Genomic DNA, 15,220 nt, shown 5'->3' on the forward strand with positions numbered 1-15,220 from the left:
AGAAAACTGGAGACAAGACCAATGAAACGAAGACTCTTCACAGGCGGCGCCGTGGCGGCCGCGCTGGCCCCCCTGGCGGTCGCGGGCGCGTTCGCCCAGACCCTGCCCAAGGGCGTGACGCGCATCGTCGTCGGCTTTCCGCCCGGCGGCGGCACCGATGTGCTTGCCAGACTGCTCGCGCAGAAGCTGGGCGTGATGTGGGGCGTGCCGGTGGTCGTCGAGAACAAGGCGGGCGCGGCCGGGATCATCGCGGCGGGCGATGTGGCCAAGTCGCAGCCCGATGGCGGTACCTTGTTGATGGCGCACATCAACAGCCACGGCATCGCACCCGGGCTGCAGTCGCTGAGCTATTCGGCGGAACGCGATTTCACTCCGATCGCCTTGATCGGTGCCACACCGCAGATGCTCATCTGCGCGAGCAACCAGCCTGTAAGGACGCTCAAGGGGCTGGTCGAGCTGTGCCGCAGCCGGCCGGGAGAAATCATCTTCGGCTCGGCGGGCAACGGGTCGGCCCAGCACCTGGCGCTGGAGCTCTTCAAGGCGCGCGCGAACATCGATGTGCTGCACGTGCCGTACAAGGGCTCCGCGCCGCTGGTCACCGACATGCTGGGTGGCCATGTGCAGTACAGCTTCGAGGGCATGACCACGGCCACGCAGTACCTGGCCGGCGGAAAGATGACGGCCATTGCGCAGACGCGCGCCACGCGCTCGAAGAGCTTTCCCGCCGTGCCCACGCTGGCCGAGTCGGGCTTCGAGGGCTACGAGGCGAGCATCTGGTTCGGGCTGGTCGGGCCGGCCCGCATGGATCCGGCGCTTGTCAATCGCATGAACAAGGACGTGAACACGGTGCTTGCGATGCCGGACGTGATCGCGCGGCTTGACCAGTTCGGCGCGCAAGACGGCGGCGGCAGCCCGCAGCGCTTCGGCGACTTCATGCATGCCGAGCGCGAGAAATGGGCCCGCATCATCAAGACGGCGAACATCACCGTGGACAAATAAACAGGCCGCACGGAATTTATCGTCGCACTGGTATTAGTTCCTTTGGGCGACAGGGGCGAGCAACTACGCTCGACCCCTTCATGGACGCAACGCCCCTCGCCATCGACCTGCCGGAGCACTGGACCGGCTCCTTCAGGCTCACACAGACCCCCACCGGCACCTATGTCGGCATGGCCAGGCTGTCTCTCGGCGGCGTTCCCCGGTGCGTGCTCGTGATCACCCCGCAACTCACCTGGGACGCCGCCATGGAGCGCGTCAAGCTCAGGGCCGGCCATTTCGTCCGGGAATGGGGTCTCAGGCCGAGGGCCTGACGTCGATCTCCCCGGGCCAGCGCAACGCGGCCCGGAAGTTTTGTAGCCCACTGTATCTGCGCGCCCGATCCGTACACGGGCATTCAAATCCCCCTGTTGGAGGACACATCGCAGATACACCGCGCGGGTCCACTGACTCCATCGCAAACGCAATGGAGAAACCGATGTCCGAAGAAATCAACCGCCACCGCCGCATCTTTTTCGGCGCGGCCGCCGCAACGATCACCGCCGCCCAGTTCGGCATCGTGGGGAGCGCGAATGCACAGGCTGCCAGTTCGCAGCCAACGCGCACCTTGGGCAAGACGGGGGGCAGCACGTCGTTCGCCTCGATCAGGCAGATCGATGCCGGACTCCTCAACATCGGCTACGCCGAGACCGGCCCCGCCGACGGCCCGGTCGCCATTCTTCTGCACGGCTGGCCCTACGACATCCACAGCTTCGTCGATGTCGCGCCGATCCTGGCAGCGGCGGGGTACCGGGTGATCGTTCCGCACCTGCGCGGCCATGGCTCCACGCGCTTTCTCTCGGACAGCACCGTCCGCAATGCCCAGCAGTCGGCCGTGGCGCTGGACATCATCGCCCTGATGGACGCGCTCAAGATCCAGAAGGCCAGCATCGCCGGCTTCGACTGGGGCGCGCGCACCGCCTGCATCCTGGCGGTGCTCTGGCCGGAGCGCTGCAAGTCGCTGGTCTCGGTGAGCGGCTACCTCATGACCAACCTGGAAGCCGGCAAGAAGCCGTTGCCGCCCAAGGCCGAGTTCGACTGGTGGTACCAGTACTACTTCACGACCGAACGCGGCCAGGCGGGCTACGCCCAGTACCGGCGCGAGTTCGCCAAGCTCATCTGGGAGACGGCATCGCCGAAATGGAAGTTCGACGCCGCCACCTTCGAGCGCAGCGCCGCATCGTTCGACAACCCCGACCACGTCGCCATCGTGATGCACAACTACCGCTGGCGCCTGAGCCTTGCCCCGGGCGAGGCGCGGTACGACGAGCTGGAGAAGCGGCTCGCCACGGCCCCGGCGATCGGCGTGCCCACGATCACGCTCGAAGGCGATGCCAACGGTGCGCCGTTCCTCGATCCTTCGAAGTACCGCAACAAGTTCACCGGCAAGTACGCACACCGCACGCTGCAGGGCGGCATCGGCCACAACCTGCCGCAGGAGGCGCCCGAGGCCTTCGCGCAGGCGGTGATCGACGTGGACCGGTTCTGAGCGGCGAGAGCGGCGAAAGCGGCGAGGATCAGCCGCCCGGCGCCACCGTCAGGTAGAACGGCGTGAGCGTCCCCGCCACCGGCCGCAGGAGCTTGAGCAGCAGCGGGCGTCCGTAGCCTTCGCCCGCCAGCCGCTTGAGCAGGTCGGACAGCTGCGCGAGCGGCGTGCCGTCGCAGCCGACCAAGATATCGCCGTTACGGAGGCCATCGCGCGCCGCGGCCGAGCCGGCGACCACCTCGACCACCCGCACGCCGGTCGCGACCGGCCATTCGTTCTCGCGCACCCAGCGCCGCGGCAGGCTGACGGCCGCGCACTGCACGCCCAGCTTCCCGCGGCGCACCGCGCCATGGCGCATCAGCTCGCCGGCCACCCAGCGCGCGGTGTCGATCGCCACCGCGAAGCTCAGGCCCTGCGCCGACGGGATCACCGCCGTGTTCACGCCGATGACCTGGGCGGCGCTGTCCAGCAAGGGGCCGCCCGAATTGCCGGGGTTCAGCGCCACGTCGGTCTGGATCACGTCCTCGATCATGCGGCCGCCGCGCGAGGGGAGGCTGCGGCCCAGCGCGCTCACGATGCCGGCGGTGACGGTGAAGTCGAAGCCCAGCGGATTGCCGACCGCCACGGCCACCTGGCCCGGCTGCAGGCCCGCCGAACTCCCCAGCGGCAGGAAGGCGCTCGGGTGCGACTCGAAGCGCAGCACCGCGATGTCGGTCGATGCGTCCATGCCGACGAGCCGGGCGGCGCTTTCGGTGCCGTCGACGAAGGCCGCGCGCAACTCGCTCGCGCCCTCGACCACATGCGCATTCGTGAGCGCGAAGCCATCGGGCGTGAAGAGAAAACCGGAGCCGCTGCCCTGGCTGCCGGCATTGCCGCGCTGCGGCGGTTTTCGGACCTTGATGTGCGCGACGGCCGCGCTGGCGGTGTGGGCCACCTGGGTGACGGTGGCCGAGTAGGAGTCGAGAAGGAATTCGTCGCGTGAGCCCATGGGAGCGCCTCTTTCAGTCGGCAGGTCCGAATGAAATGGCGGCGCCCCTGTGTGTTTTCAACCCGCCCTTCCCTAGAGGATGGCTACGACGACGGCTACGACGACGGCGCGGGCGGCGCCGCCTGCGACGCCGCGGCGCTCGGCGAATGCTGCAGCGCCGCGGGCAGCCGGTGGTCCAGCCAGTCCATGCGCCAGGCCAGCACGACGAGTGCCAGCACCAGCACCACCGCCGCGGCGACGCCCGTGGTGCCGTGCCGCTCGCGGTACGGGTCGGGCGCCACCCGCCGCGCGCCCGGCGGCACATGCGCGGTCTGCGACAGCATGCCGCCCAGCCGCACATTGACCTTCATGCGCCCGTTGATGGCCCAGCCGCTCGCGTCCAGGATCGGCCCCAGGCTGCGCTGGCGCAGCTTGAGCCAGGCGATCAGCATGCTCGGCCCGGAGATCGCCGCCACGATGCCGACGAGCGCCACCGGTATCCACTGCCCCAGGTCGATGAACTTGCCGAAGATGGCGACCAGCACCGCGCTGATGCTGCCGAGCGCGACGCCGATGGCGGCCACGGTGCCGACGTCCACGCGGCCGGCCGTGCGAGCCGCCGCCGCGGGCGCCTTGGCCGCGCCGGCTGCAGCCTGGTCGGCGGTCGTGAGCTGGGTCGCAAGGCCCGTCAGCGTGCCCTGGCCCGCCGCCTCGCTGGCGGCCGCGCGCTTGGCCACCTGCTCCTCGATCACCCGCACGAACTTCTTGTAGGGCGCGAAGAAGGCCTGCGCCACGCTGGTCGGGTTCTCGATCAGCTTGGTGATGGTGGCGTCCCAGTCGCGGCCCTGGCGGTCGTAGAAGACGCCGTTGCGCCCGACGAAAAGGAAGTCGATGTCTCCCGCCGTGAACGCGGCGACGATGCTCATCTTCTGCCCCTGGCGCGTGCAGTCGCAGTACGCGAGGCAGGTCTTCGCAAGACCCGCCAGCACCGCGTGCCTGGCCGTGTCCTGCACCTGCACCGTGAGCTCGCAGCTGCGGCCATCCAGGTACAGCGTGCCGGCCTGGAAGATCGCGCCCTCGCGCCGGTAGAAGGCCTTGAACGAGACGAAGTTGTTGAGCAGCACCACCAGGTCGCGCTGCAGCCGGATCAGTTTTTCCAGGTCGACGAGCAGGTGGTTGTGCGTCTCGGCGGCCTCGTCGTCGTGAAGGAGCGCGAGCAGGGCTTCCCGGGTCCGCAGGAACGCATCGAGCTGCGCGAGCGGCAGCGAGGCCGCGGTGTTGTCGGGCCGCCCGGCCATCAGCGATTGCAGCGGTGCAAGCTGCTGCTTGATGGCCAGCCACTCCGTTTCCGCGAGTTCGTCGCGCGCGCCCAGCAACGGCGTGACGGCGCGTTCGGCGAGCGTGGCGATGTCTTCGGTCCACGCGGGGTTGATGCGGTTGCCGTGCAGTGGCAGCACGCAGCGCGGCGTCACGGGCGCGAGCGGCAGCTCGGCAATCGGGTCGGCGCTCAGGTCGAGCCGGTTCGCGCCCAGTGCGTCATAGGCTTCGGGCGAGGGGTTCAGCGCCGTCACGGCCTGGACGTCGAAGGCGGCGACGCGGCAGCGCGCGAAGTAGTCGTCCAGCTTGGCCTGCACCTTGCGCGTGGCGTCGGCGGCGGCCAGCGTGGGCTCGCCGAGCGGCATCAACGTCTTGTCGCTCGCGTCCGCCTTGGCGTGCCAGTCGCGCGCGGCCTGCACCTCGGCGAAGAAGGCTTCGATGCGGGCGCGATCCACGCCCGGCGTCTCCTTGTGCCGGTCCGGCACGCTGCCGTGGGTGCGCATGATCTCGGCGACCGTCGCGCGCACGGCATCGTCTTGCGTCGTCTCGGGCGTGATCACGCCGTCGCCGTTGAAGCGCATCGCGGACAGCAACTCGCCGCGGTCCGCAATGTCGGCCAGCGTGAGGGTGGCCGAATCGGGCTTGCCCTGGATCTGCAGCAGGCGGCGTGCCTCCTCGATCAGGCGCGCGCCATCGGCGTTGCCGGCATCCAGGTCCTCCAGCGCCAGCACGTCGCTGCACTGCAGCAGCACGTCGGGATTGCGCAGGCGCGCGCACACCCATTCGCAGGCCGCGACCACCTCGGGCGGGCGCACCCGGCCGTCGCCGTCGGCATCGATGAGGTCCAGCGTTCGCGCATCGAAGTCGATGCCGCGCGTCGGGCAGGCGAGGGCGACCCACAGCTTCTGGTCCAGCTCCCGCAGGCGGACGATGTCCTGGCCCGTGCGGAAGATGACCTGGTCGGCGCCCCCGACCCGGATGAATTGCCAGCGGTGCGGTGCCGGCGCGGTCGTCGTTGGCGGCACTGCCCGCATCAGGAAACGGCGACCTTCTTGTGTTCGCCCAGATCCGGCGTCCTGCCGGTGACGGCCGCGCGGGCCATCTTGAACAACTGCACCATCTTGCTGTCGTCCACGTCCCAGTATTCGGCGCGCAGCACGCTCACGGCCAGGAGGCCCAGGTTGGGGTCGATCGGTCCGTCGGGGAACCAGGCCTTGGCCATCTTGGTGAAGAGGGCTTCCTTCTTGGCGGGGTCTTCGAGCAGCGCCGCGTGACCCGAGACGGAGACGTAGCTGTCGTCGTCGGTGTTGGCGTAGGAGACGTTCACGGTCGGGTCGGTCGCCACGTGCCGTGCGATCTCTCCGTCCTTGGGCACGAAGAAGTAGAGCGTCGCGTTGTCGTCGACGTCCTTGTTCTGCGTGGTCAGCGGGTGGCTGTGCAACTGGCCATCGGCATGGCGGTGCGTGAGCATGCCGAAGCGGGTGTCCTTGATGAGTTCCCAGAGCTTGCTGGGGGTTCCGGTGGTGGCGGTCATGGCGGTTCTCCGTGGGTTGGTGACTTCAGGAACCACCGTAGAGGCTCTTGCGGAGCGCGCGTGAGGACACACGGCGCGCACCCATGTCGTCCGGCGCCGACATCCGGGCGCCGGACGAGGTCGTGGCTCAGGCCGGTTCGCCCATCAGTTCGGCCATCAGCTCTTCCTTGCGTGCCGCGAGCAATTCGCGCATCGCGACCAGGTCCAGCTGGGAGGCGCGTGCCTTGGGGAACATCTCGTTGCGCTCTTCCTTGACGTGGTGGTCGATGTATTCGCCGAGCACCTTCACCTTCGCGTCGAACATCTCGTCGACTTCGGTGGCTTCCTCGATCTGCGCGATGAGGTCCTTGGCGCTGGCGTGCTCCACCTCGGCTTCGTCGAGCAGGTCGGTTTCCTTGATCGCCTCGCGCACGGCGGGGTAGAAGATCTCTTCCTCGATCTGCGTGTGCACGGTCAGTTCCATGCAGATCTGGTTGGCCAGCTCGCGCTTCCTGTCGGTGGCGCTGGCGGCCTTGGACGCCATGAGTTCTTCGTAGGCTGCGAACATCTTCTTGACGTTCTTGTGGTCGGTGTCGAGCAGGCTGCAGGCATCGGGTTGTGCGCGCTTGGTGGTGGGCATCGTGGGCTCCTGGTGGGGTGGTGGGGAAAGCAAAGATGCGCAGCGCCGTGCAGCGGCTGCGTAGGAATTCTTCGCGTGCGCGTGCAAGGCGCGCAGCACCGCCCTGCGCTCAGCCTTCTTCGGTCTTGAAGAGCCCCCGTACGTTCAGCGCCGCCAGGCACACCTGCAGCGCAATCAGCGCCCACGCCTGCGTGTGCACGCCCCACACCACCCACAGCACATTGCTCGCGAGGAACACCCAGAAGCCGACGTTGCGGCGGCCTTTGGCATTCGAGGCCACCAGCCAGGCGGCGGCGACCGAGGCGGCGAAGGCGGGCCATTGGACGAGGGAGAGGATTTCCATGGTGGGCGTGTTTGTATGTGGATGTTCGTGGACCGTAGCGCAGCCAGCCGCCGCCGATCAGGTGCTTCTGCCGACGCGCGACGTGGGCCGGTTCTCACACGCGCCGGCGCAGCCGCGCCGCAGATTGGGGATCGATCACCAGGAAAGACAGGTTCCCATGGATGCCACATCACCGCCGCTCGACGAGCGCATCGTCACCTTCACCTACCGAGGCTGGTTTTTCCTTTGCCGCGCCGAGCGCAGCGACAACCTGACCTACCGGCCCGTCGTGCGCTGCCAGGGCCGTTCGGACAGCCCCGAAGACATCGAGCTGCCCAACGACACGGACGAAATCGCCTATGGCACCGAGGTGGAAGCTTTGCGCCATGCCGAGCAGCAGGCCGTGCGCTGGGTGCACGACCGCACCAGCGACGGCCAGGGGCAGATGTAGGTCCGGCGGGTTTCAGCCCGCGCCGTGCACCAGGCGTTCGAACACGTCGTCGGTGCCCATCTGGCCGCCCTTGAGCATGATCTCCGTGCCGTCGAGCCGCGCGTCGTCGCTGTGCACGCGGCACAGCGAGGCGCCCGCGCCCATGTCGGCCACGTAGGAGAGGCCCCAGGCATCGAGCGCCTGCACGCCATGGCTGGAGGTGTCGCCACCGGCGACCCCCACGCGGCGCAGCGGCGTTTGCGCCAGCACGCGAACCAGCAAGTCACCGCCTGCGCGCGCGAGGGCTTGCGCATCGACGTCCGGCGACGGCGATGCCTGCTCGGGTGGGCGTGTGCAGGCGAGGACGTTGCGGTCGCGCGCGAGCGCCTGCGTGATGTCCAGGGCATGGCGCGTCAAGGTGGGCGCATCGCGCTGGGCGAGTCGCGGCGCATCGAGCCAAACGACCTCGAATGAACGCGCTGCCGCCACTTGCCGCGCGGTGACCGGCGAGAGGCTTCCGGCAAGAACGAGCACGGGGCCGGTCGCAGGCGTCACGACAGGCGGCACCGACGCCGCATCGGCGCGGCTCCCGAGCGCCGTGGCCAGCGCATCGACCACGCTGCTCGGCCCCACCGCCAGCAAGGTGTCGCGCAGGGCCTGCGCCCACAGCACCTTGCCGATGGCCGCGAGTTGTGCTGCGTCGGCCACATCGAACAGCACGGCCTCGGGCGGTGTCGTGGGCGAGGAGGTATGCAGCGTGCGTTGCAACGCGTTGTCGAGCGCATCGGCACCCTTCGACGTGACCGTGAAAGGAATCGAGCGCACGTCGGCCAAGCCTTGCCCGGCCAGGTGCAGCCGCAGGTCCGCCTCGTGCATCGGCGTCACCGGATGCCGGCTCATCGTCGGGTGGCGGTCGATGCGGAACACCTCGCCGCCGGCACCGGCTGCCGCGAACAGGTTGCCGAAGAGGCAATGCCGGCCCAGGTTCGGCTGGCCGCCGACGATGGCCGTCCACGGCTGTTCGACCGCGCCGCGCAACGCGCGCACGGCCGCGCCGATGGAGCCGATGTGCGGCGCGCTGTCGAAGGTCGAGCAGGTCTTGTAGTGCAGTACGCGCGCGCCGAGCGAGCGGAACAGCGCGGCGACGGGGGCGAGTTCTGCCTGCATCGCTTCGGGCGACATGGCGCGCGCCGCGCCCGCGATGCCCAGCACGTCGAGCGGCCCGGCGCGTTCGAGCCGCGCGGCGTCGGGCGTCTCCAGGAACAGCAGGGCACGCAGGCCGGCACGTGCCGCGGTGCCCAGCGTGTCGGTCGCGCCGGTGAAATCGTCGCCGTAGTAGACGACGGCCGGGGCTGGAATCGCGGGCGTCACGGCTTGCCGAAGAAGGCGAGGGCGCGCGCCAGTTCGGGTGCGTGTGTCGCGGCGTCTTGCAACGTCGTGCCAGCGCGCGCCGCAGACCAGGCCTGGCGGATGCTGGTCACACCCGCTTCCGCGCCGTCCGGGTGCGCGAGGATGCCGCCGCCGGCCATGAAGAGCAGGTCGTCGCTGCCGACGGCCGCCCAGGTGGCGGGCACCGTGCCAGCCCACTGGCCGGACGAGAAGGCGGGCATCACGCGGTCGTCTGCCGAGTCGGTCAGCGGTGTGAAGCAATCCTGAGCCGATTCGATGACTTCGCTGTCGGGCTGCGAGAACTTGCCCTGCAGGCCGTGCACGTGCATGTGGTCCACGCCCGCGAGCCGCCACATCGTCTGGTAGGCCTGGAACGAGATGCCCAGCAGCGGATGCCGCGACAGCGCGCCGTACCCATTGCGGTGGCCGTGCAGCGCAAGGCCCGTGTGGCGGCGCAGCGTCTGGATGCCCGAGTGGCCGCACCAGTTGAGGCTGGCCATCACGCAGGAGCCGCCTTCGCGCGCGACGAGGTCGGCATGGCGCTTCATCGCATCGGTTTCGTCGGTGATGTTGAAGGCCACCATCACGTGCTTGCCGGTGCGCTCCTGGTGCGCACGCACGACCGCCATCACGGCGGGCACACGTTCTGCGAGCGGGGCATGCGCGGGGGCGGCGCAGACCTCGTCGTCCTTGATGAAATCCACGCCCGCGGCGCAGAGCCTGGCGACCAGCGCGGCGGTCTCGGCGGCGGAGAGCCCCACGTTGGGCTTGATGATCGTGCCGACCAGCGCACCGCTCGCCACGCCAGTGGCGCGCCGCGTGCCTGCGATGCCGACGCGCGGCATCTCGAACTGCGCACGGTACGCGGCCGGCACCTGCAGCGATTCGAGCCGCAGGCCCGTCACTTCGCCCAGGTCATACAGGTTGCCCGAGACGGTGGCCGCAAGCGTCGGCAGGTTGGCGCCGATGTTCGCCACGGGGAATGAAATATCGACATGCGCGCGCCGCCACGGGCCGCGCGTGTCCTTGCGTTCTAGCAGTGCGTTCGGCAGGCTCGGCGATGGGGCCGGTTCCAGTTCGGTGATCGCCTCGACCGTCGCACGCGCACGTTCGCGCAGCGCATCGGTCTCACCCTCGACCCGCGTGAAAGTGCCGCACGATTGCTCGCCGGCCATCACCTCGGCGACGGCGGCCGGGTCCGCCGGTGTCTCGATGAGGTAGCGCGCGCGGATGCGTTCAGTCGCCATCGTCACAGCTTGCTCAGGTCGGGGAAGGGCCGCACGGGCTCGCTGCCGTCCCAGCCTTCGGAAGCGCTGCGGATCAGGTCGAACATCTTGCCCTTCGGCCCCGCCACTTCGGACAACTCGATGACGGTGCCCGGGTGGTACTCGGTGTCGAAGTAGATGAAGCGGCCGCGCTCGCCCACTTCGCCGCTCATCACGGGCTTGAAGCCCTGCGCGGTGAGGCGCGCGAGGTCGGCGTCGTAGTCGGCCGTCCAGTAGGCGACGTGCTGGAGACCTGTGCGGCCGGCCTGCAGGAAGTCGCGGTACATCGAAGGCACGTCGTTGCGCGTCTGGATCAACTCGACCTGCACATAGCCCGAGTTGGCCAGCGCCACCGAGTTGTGCGGCTCGTGCGCTTCGCCGTTGTAGCGGTAGTTCTTGATGGGCACCTTGGGGTTGTAGAACCACGGGCCCACGCCCAGCCTGGTGCTCCAGTAGTCCATGGCGGCTTCGATGTCGTGCACGACATAGCCCAGCTGGCGGATCTCGCCGAGGAATCGACTCATTGCGGTTGGCTCCGTTGATGTGAGTGTGTTGTTGTGATCAGAATTTCAGGAAGCCGGTCGAGAACCACGGGAAGGCGGCCACGATGACCAGGCCCACCAGCATCGCGGCGATGTATCCCCAGATGTGCTTGATGCCTTCGTCGGGGTTGACCTTGCTCACGGCGCAGGCGCCGTAGTAGCCGACGCCGAAGGGCGGTGCGAAGAGGCCGATGCCCATCGAGAAGATCACGACCATCGCGTAGTGCACCTCGTGCACGCCCGCCGCCTTGGCGATGGGGAAGAGGAGCGGGCCGAACAGCACGATGGCCGGAATGCCTTCGAGCACGCTGCCCAGCACGATGAAGGCAACGATCGATACGGCCAGGAAACCGTAGGCACCGCCCGGCAGCGTGCCCATGACGCGCGCCAGGTCCTGCGAGAAGCCCGACTGCGTGAGGCCCCAGGCCATGGCCGTGGCGCAGCCGACGATGAAGATGATCGCGCCCGAGAGCGAGGCCGTGTCGATGAGCATCGGCTTCAGGCGCTTCCAGTCGAACTGCCGGTACACGAAGAGCCCGACCAGCGCCGAATACACGATGCCGATGGTCGAGACCTCGGTGGCCGTCGCCACGCCCTCGACCACGGCCGCGCGGATCACGAAAGGCAGCAGCACCGCGGGCAGCGCGACCATCAGCAGCTTGCCGATCTCGCGCTTGCTGTAGCGCTGCACGCCGCTCAGGTCTTCGCGGCGGTAGCGCCACCACACCACCGCGCACAGCGCCGCGCCCAGCACCACGGCCGGCAGCAGCCCGCCCGTGAACAGCGCGGCGATCGAGATGCCCGTGACCGAGCCGATGGTGATGAGCACGATCGAGGGCGGAATCGTCTCGGTCTGCGCGCCCGTGGCCGAGAGCAGCGCCACCAGGTCGCCGGGCTTGGCGCCGCGCTTGACCATCTCGGGGAACAGCACCGGCGCGATGGCCGCCATGTCGGCGATCTTGGAGCCCGAGATGCCCGACACCAGGTACATCGCGCCGATCAGCACATACGAGAGGCCGCCGCGCACGTGGCCCAGCAGGCTTGCGAGGAACTGGATCATGGCGCGCGCCATGCCCGTCATCTCGATCAGCGCGCCCAGGAAGATGAAGAGCGGCACCGCGAGCAGGATGAGGTGCGACATGCCTTCGTCCAGCCGCCCCACCATGACCAGGAGCGGCGTGCGGGTGGTGAGTGCGAGGTAGCCGAAAGTGGCCAGCGCGAACGAGAACGCGATGGGCACGCCCGAGAGCACGGTGGCCGCAATCACCAGCACGAAGAAGATCACCAGGTTGAACTTGCCGAGCGTCGCGAACAGCGGCGCGGCCAGCCAGAAGGCGGCTACCAGCGCGGCCATGCCGAGCACGGCGACGGCGATCTGCCGGCCGGTGCACACGCGCAACAGGCGCAGCAGCGCCATCGCCAGCATGATCCCGATGCCGGCCGGAATGGCCGCGGCGCGCCAGGCATTGCTGATCTCCAGCGCAGGCGTGACGATGAACGACTCTTCGTGCGCATAGTCGATCGAGGGCCAGACGATGAGCACCAGGAACGCGATGGACGCGGCGATGGCGAAGGCATCGAGCATGGCGCGCGTGGAGGGCGTGACCTTCTGCAGCAGCGCGGTCATGCGCATGTGCTCGCCGCGCCGCAGCGCCACGACCGCACCGAGCATCGAGAGCCAGAGGAAGAGGATGGAGGCGAGCTCGTCCGACCACACCAGCGGCGCATGGAACACATAGCGCGACACCACGCCTGCGAACAGCACGCAGATCTCGGCCAGCACCAGCAGCGCGGCCACGGCTTCGACGGCGCCGCCGATCACGCGGTCGGCGCGCGCGGCGATGCCGCTCAGCGCGTTGGCCGACGGCCCGGCGCCCACGAACGGCGCCGCCTCGAAAGTGGATTCATGCACCATGGCCGCTCAGGCCAGCTTGCCGACGGTGCCTTCGAGCAGCGCCCACGCCTCGGGGCCGAAGCGGCCCTTCCATTCGCCGTAGAAGCCCGATTCGCGCAGCTTCGCGCGAAAGGTGTCGGCGGTCGGGCGGTTGATGGCAAGGCCCTTGGCCTGCAGGTCGCCGACCACCGATTCGTTGAGCTTCCTGATGTCTTCGCGCTGCTGCATGCCGGCGTCGTTGATGGCGCGGGCTACGATGGTCTTCAGGTCGTCGGGCAATGCATCCCAGGCGCGGCCGTTGGCAATGAACCAGTAGCCGTCCCAGATGTGGTTGGTGAGCGAGCAGAACTTCTGCACCTCGAAGAGCTTGGCCACCTGGATGATGGGCAGCGGGTTCTCCTGCGCATCGACGATCTTCGTCTGCAGCGCGGAGTACACCTCGCTGAACTGCAGGCTCGCGGGCGCGGCGCCCAGGCCCTTGAACATCGAGATCGACAGCGGGCTCACCGGCACGCGGATCTTCAGGCCGTCCATGTCCTTCGCATTCGCGACGGCCGCCTTGCTGCTGGTGGTCTGGCGAAAGCCGTTATCCCACATCTTCTCGAAGGCGTAGAGGCGCGACTTGGCGATGGCGCCGCGCACGTGCGCGCCCAGCTTGCCGTCCATGGCGGCCCACACCTGGTTGTAGTCGCTGAAGGCGAAGCCCACCGCGTTGATGGCCGCCACCGGCACCAGCGTGGCGATGACGAGCGCCGAAGGCGTGAAGAACTCGATGCCGCCCGAGCGCACTTGCGCGAGCATGTCGGTGTCGCCGCCCAGTTGGTTGTTGGGAAAGATCTTGATCTCGACCCGGCCCTTGGTTTCCTTGGCGATGCGGTCCGCGGCTTCCTGCGCGCGGACGTTCAGCGGATGGCTCAGCGGCAGGTTGTTGCCGTACTTGTACGAGAACTCCGCGGCGCGCGCGATGCGCGGCACGGCCGACACGATGCCGGCGGCAGGGAGGGCGGAAAGCGTGCGCAAGGCACTGCGGCGGGTCAGCGATGTCATGTCTTTTGTCTCCAGGATCTTCGGAATGCGGTTGATGCAATCTGATGCACCATTGGATTCGGGCCACAGCGAAGATAAAAGGATGCATCATCCGGGTCAAACTCGGACCTGATGGTTTTTGATGTATGCGGGATAACCCTTCGCCTCTTTCGCCCCCGGCGTCCCCGGCGTCTCCCGTGCCCGCCGATGCACGGCGCGCGCGCGTGGTGGACATCGCCCGCGCGGCGCAGGTGTCCACCGCCACCGTCGACCGCGTGCTCAACCGGCGCCCCGGCGTGCGCGACGCCACGGTGCAGCGCGTGCTCAAGGCCGCGGGCGAGCTCGACTACCTGCCGGGGCCCGAGCTCTACGCGGCGCTGACGCCGCCGCCGCTCAGGCTGGTGTTCCTGCTGCCCGCGGGCACCAACCGCTTCATCCGCATGCTGGGCGACATGGTGGGTTACGCGCAGGAGCACTGGGCGCCGTTCAACGTGCAGTGCCGCACGGTGTTCATCGAGAGTTTCAATCCGCACGAACTGGCCAACGCGCTGCGCAAGCACGGCCAGCGCTGCGACGGCATCGCGATGATGGCGCTGGAGCATCCCGCGGTGCGCGAGGCGGTGGCCGCGCTCGCGGCGCGCGGGCTGCCGGTGGTCACGCTGATCTCTGACCTGTCGAACTCCGAGCGCGCAGCGTTTGTGGGCCTGGACAACCGCGCGGCCGGGCGCACGGCGGGCTACCTCATCGGCCGCTTCATCGGCGCGCGCACGGCGAAGGTCGCGCTCATCGCGGGCAGCTTGAGCTACAAGGCGCACGAGGAGCGCGAGGCGGGCTTCCTGCACGTCATCGACGAGATGTTCCCGCGGCTGGAGGTTGTGGGCCTGCGCGAAGGCCAGGACGACGCGGGCAAGAACTACCGCCAGACGCGCGCGCTCCTGGAGCAGTACCCCGACATGGGCGGCATCTACAACATCGGCGGCGCATCGGACGGCGTGGCGCGTGCCTTGAAGGAAGCGGGGCGCGAGCAGAAGGTGGTGTTCATCGGCCACGGCCTCACGCCCGACACGCGCGCGCTTCTCATCGACGGCAGCATGGACGCGGTGATCACGCAGAGCCCGCACACCACGCTCATGAGCTGCGTGCGCATCTTCACCAACCTGCGCGACAAGCGCGAGGCGCTGAGCGGCGTGGAGACCACGCGCAGCCAGGTGATCTTTCGCGAGAACCTGCCTTAGGGCGGATCTTCGAAGGGGCGCTGGATTGGGGGGAGCCTGGTGGAAGCGTCGCGGGCCGCGAGGGCCGTATCCGTCTCCTGGCACTTCCAGAATATAACTCACGAGGGGCCTTGCAGAAGCCCCGGGGGTGTACTTCAAAATCGCCGGCCCTTGCCGGAG

The 15,220-nt window shown here is 68.6% G+C and carries 15 protein-coding genes; 5 read left to right on the plus strand and 10 right to left on the minus strand.

Annotation, left to right across the window (positions count from 1 at the left end):
* Positions 1–21 precede the first annotated feature (21 nt).
* From BM133_RS02620 to BM133_RS02630, 3 genes are all read left to right on the plus strand, one after another.
* The gene (locus BM133_RS02620; protein ID WP_093431440.1) at positions 22–999 is read left to right on the plus strand and encodes a Bug family tripartite tricarboxylate transporter substrate binding protein; all 978 of its coding nucleotides are present in this window, start codon (positions 22–24) and stop codon (positions 997–999) included.
* 80 nt (positions 1,000–1,079) lie between these two features.
* Positions 1,080–1,310 (plus strand): hypothetical protein, encoded by a 231-nt coding sequence (locus BM133_RS02625; protein WP_093431441.1) that lies wholly within the window; start codon positions 1,080–1,082, stop codon positions 1,308–1,310.
* A 164-nt stretch (positions 1,311–1,474) separates the two neighbouring features.
* Positions 1,475–2,524 (plus strand): alpha/beta fold hydrolase, encoded by a 1,050-nt coding sequence (locus tag BM133_RS02630; RefSeq protein ID WP_093434981.1) that lies wholly within the window; start codon positions 1,475–1,477, stop codon positions 2,522–2,524.
* 28 nt (positions 2,525–2,552) lie between these two features.
* Here BM133_RS02630 and BM133_RS02635 read toward each other — a convergent pair whose 3' ends face one another.
* The 5 genes from BM133_RS02635 to BM133_RS02655 all read right to left on the minus strand — a co-directional run bounded on the left by BM133_RS02635 (position 2,553) and on the right by BM133_RS02655 (position 7,301).
* The gene (locus BM133_RS02635; RefSeq protein WP_093431443.1) at positions 2,553–3,509 is read right to left on the minus strand and encodes a S1C family serine protease; all 957 of its coding nucleotides are present in this window, start codon (positions 3,507–3,509) and stop codon (positions 2,553–2,555) included.
* A 95-nt stretch (positions 3,510–3,604) separates the two neighbouring features.
* Entirely contained in the window at positions 3,605–5,839 is a 2,235-nt protein-coding gene (locus BM133_RS02640) for a hypothetical protein (RefSeq protein ID WP_093431444.1), read from the minus strand.
* Positions 5,839–6,339 carry a pyridoxamine 5'-phosphate oxidase family protein gene (locus BM133_RS02645; RefSeq protein WP_093431446.1) on the minus strand — a complete coding sequence of 167 codons (501 nt, stop codon included), beginning with the start codon at positions 6,337–6,339 and terminating at the stop codon, positions 5,839–5,841. The genes BM133_RS02640 and BM133_RS02645 overlap by 1 nt, the downstream gene beginning before the upstream one ends.
* Positions 6,340–6,466: 127 nt before the next feature.
* Positions 6,467–6,958, minus strand: coding sequence for a hemerythrin domain-containing protein (locus BM133_RS02650; RefSeq protein WP_093431447.1), 492 nt, complete (start codon positions 6,956–6,958; stop codon positions 6,467–6,469).
* Between the two features lie 109 nt (positions 6,959–7,067).
* Positions 7,068–7,301: a hypothetical protein gene (locus BM133_RS02655; protein ID WP_093431449.1), complete on the minus strand. Its 234-nt coding sequence runs from the start codon at positions 7,299–7,301 to the stop codon at positions 7,068–7,070.
* A gap of 157 nt (positions 7,302–7,458) precedes the next feature.
* Between BM133_RS02655 and BM133_RS02660 the strand changes: the two genes are divergently transcribed.
* The gene (locus BM133_RS02660; RefSeq protein WP_093431451.1) at positions 7,459–7,731 is read left to right on the plus strand and encodes a hypothetical protein; all 273 of its coding nucleotides are present in this window, start codon (positions 7,459–7,461) and stop codon (positions 7,729–7,731) included.
* 12 nt (positions 7,732–7,743) lie between these two features.
* Here BM133_RS02660 and BM133_RS02665 read toward each other — a convergent pair whose 3' ends face one another.
* The 5 genes from BM133_RS02665 to BM133_RS02685 are packed head-to-tail and all read right to left on the minus strand — an operon-like array spanning position 7,744 to position 13,847.
* The gene (locus BM133_RS02665) at positions 7,744–9,081 is read right to left on the minus strand and encodes a four-carbon acid sugar kinase family protein (RefSeq protein WP_177224696.1); all 1,338 of its coding nucleotides are present in this window, start codon (positions 9,079–9,081) and stop codon (positions 7,744–7,746) included.
* Entirely contained in the window at positions 9,078–10,346 is a 1,269-nt protein-coding gene (locus tag BM133_RS02670; protein ID WP_177224697.1) for a ribulose-bisphosphate carboxylase large subunit family protein, read from the minus strand. The genes BM133_RS02665 and BM133_RS02670 overlap by 4 nt, the downstream gene beginning before the upstream one ends.
* A 2-nt stretch (positions 10,347–10,348) precedes the next feature.
* A complete protein-coding gene (locus BM133_RS02675; RefSeq protein WP_093431454.1) occupies positions 10,349–10,888 on the minus strand; it encodes a VOC family protein in 540 nt (179 codons plus the stop codon).
* Positions 10,889–10,925: 37 nt separating this feature from the next.
* Positions 10,926–12,821, minus strand: a complete 1,896-nt coding sequence (locus BM133_RS02680) for a TRAP transporter large permease (RefSeq protein ID WP_093431455.1) — start codon at positions 12,819–12,821, stop codon at positions 10,926–10,928.
* A 6-nt stretch (positions 12,822–12,827) separates the two neighbouring features.
* Positions 12,828–13,847 carry a TRAP transporter substrate-binding protein gene (locus BM133_RS02685; protein WP_093431457.1) on the minus strand — a complete coding sequence of 340 codons (1,020 nt, stop codon included), beginning with the start codon at positions 13,845–13,847 and terminating at the stop codon, positions 12,828–12,830.
* Between the two features lie 125 nt (positions 13,848–13,972).
* Between BM133_RS02685 and BM133_RS02690 the strand changes: the two genes are divergently transcribed.
* Complete coding sequence (locus BM133_RS02690; RefSeq protein ID WP_177224698.1) at positions 13,973–15,061, plus strand: LacI family DNA-binding transcriptional regulator; 1,089 nt, start codon at positions 13,973–13,975, stop codon at positions 15,059–15,061.
* The last annotated feature ends 159 nt before the right edge of the window (positions 15,062–15,220 follow it).

The organism is Variovorax sp. 770b2 (genome assembly GCF_900115685.1).
GTDB lineage: Bacteria > Pseudomonadota > Gammaproteobacteria > Burkholderiales > Burkholderiaceae_C > Variovorax.

Coding starts and splice junctions, on each gene's coding strand:
- BM133_RS02690 (WP_177224698.1), top strand. CDS start 13,973: ATGCGGGATAACCCTTCGCCTCTTTCGCCCCCGGCGTCCCCGGCGTCT.
- BM133_RS02680 (WP_093431455.1), bottom strand. CDS start 12,821: ATGGTGCATGAATCCACTTTCGAGGCGGCGCCGTTCGTGGGCGCCGGG.
- BM133_RS02650 (WP_093431447.1), bottom strand. CDS start 6,958: ATGCCCACCACCAAGCGCGCACAACCCGATGCCTGCAGCCTGCTCGAC.
- BM133_RS02660 (WP_093431451.1), top strand. CDS start 7,459: ATGGATGCCACATCACCGCCGCTCGACGAGCGCATCGTCACCTTCACC.
- BM133_RS02620 (WP_093431440.1), top strand. CDS start 22: ATGAAACGAAGACTCTTCACAGGCGGCGCCGTGGCGGCCGCGCTGGCC.
- BM133_RS02675 (WP_093431454.1), bottom strand. CDS start 10,888: ATGAGTCGATTCCTCGGCGAGATCCGCCAGCTGGGCTATGTCGTGCAC.
- BM133_RS02635 (WP_093431443.1), bottom strand. CDS start 3,509: ATGGGCTCACGCGACGAATTCCTTCTCGACTCCTACTCGGCCACCGTC.
- BM133_RS02655 (WP_093431449.1), bottom strand. CDS start 7,301: ATGGAAATCCTCTCCCTCGTCCAATGGCCCGCCTTCGCCGCCTCGGTC.
- BM133_RS02670 (WP_177224697.1), bottom strand. CDS start 10,346: ATGGCGACTGAACGCATCCGCGCGCGCTACCTCATCGAGACACCGGCG.
- BM133_RS02645 (WP_093431446.1), bottom strand. CDS start 6,339: ATGACCGCCACCACCGGAACCCCCAGCAAGCTCTGGGAACTCATCAAG.
- BM133_RS02685 (WP_093431457.1), bottom strand. CDS start 13,847: ATGACATCGCTGACCCGCCGCAGTGCCTTGCGCACGCTTTCCGCCCTC.
- BM133_RS02640 (WP_093431444.1), bottom strand. CDS start 5,839: ATGCGGGCAGTGCCGCCAACGACGACCGCGCCGGCACCGCACCGCTGG.
- BM133_RS02625 (WP_093431441.1), top strand. CDS start 1,080: ATGGACGCAACGCCCCTCGCCATCGACCTGCCGGAGCACTGGACCGGC.
- BM133_RS02630 (WP_093434981.1), top strand. CDS start 1,475: ATGTCCGAAGAAATCAACCGCCACCGCCGCATCTTTTTCGGCGCGGCC.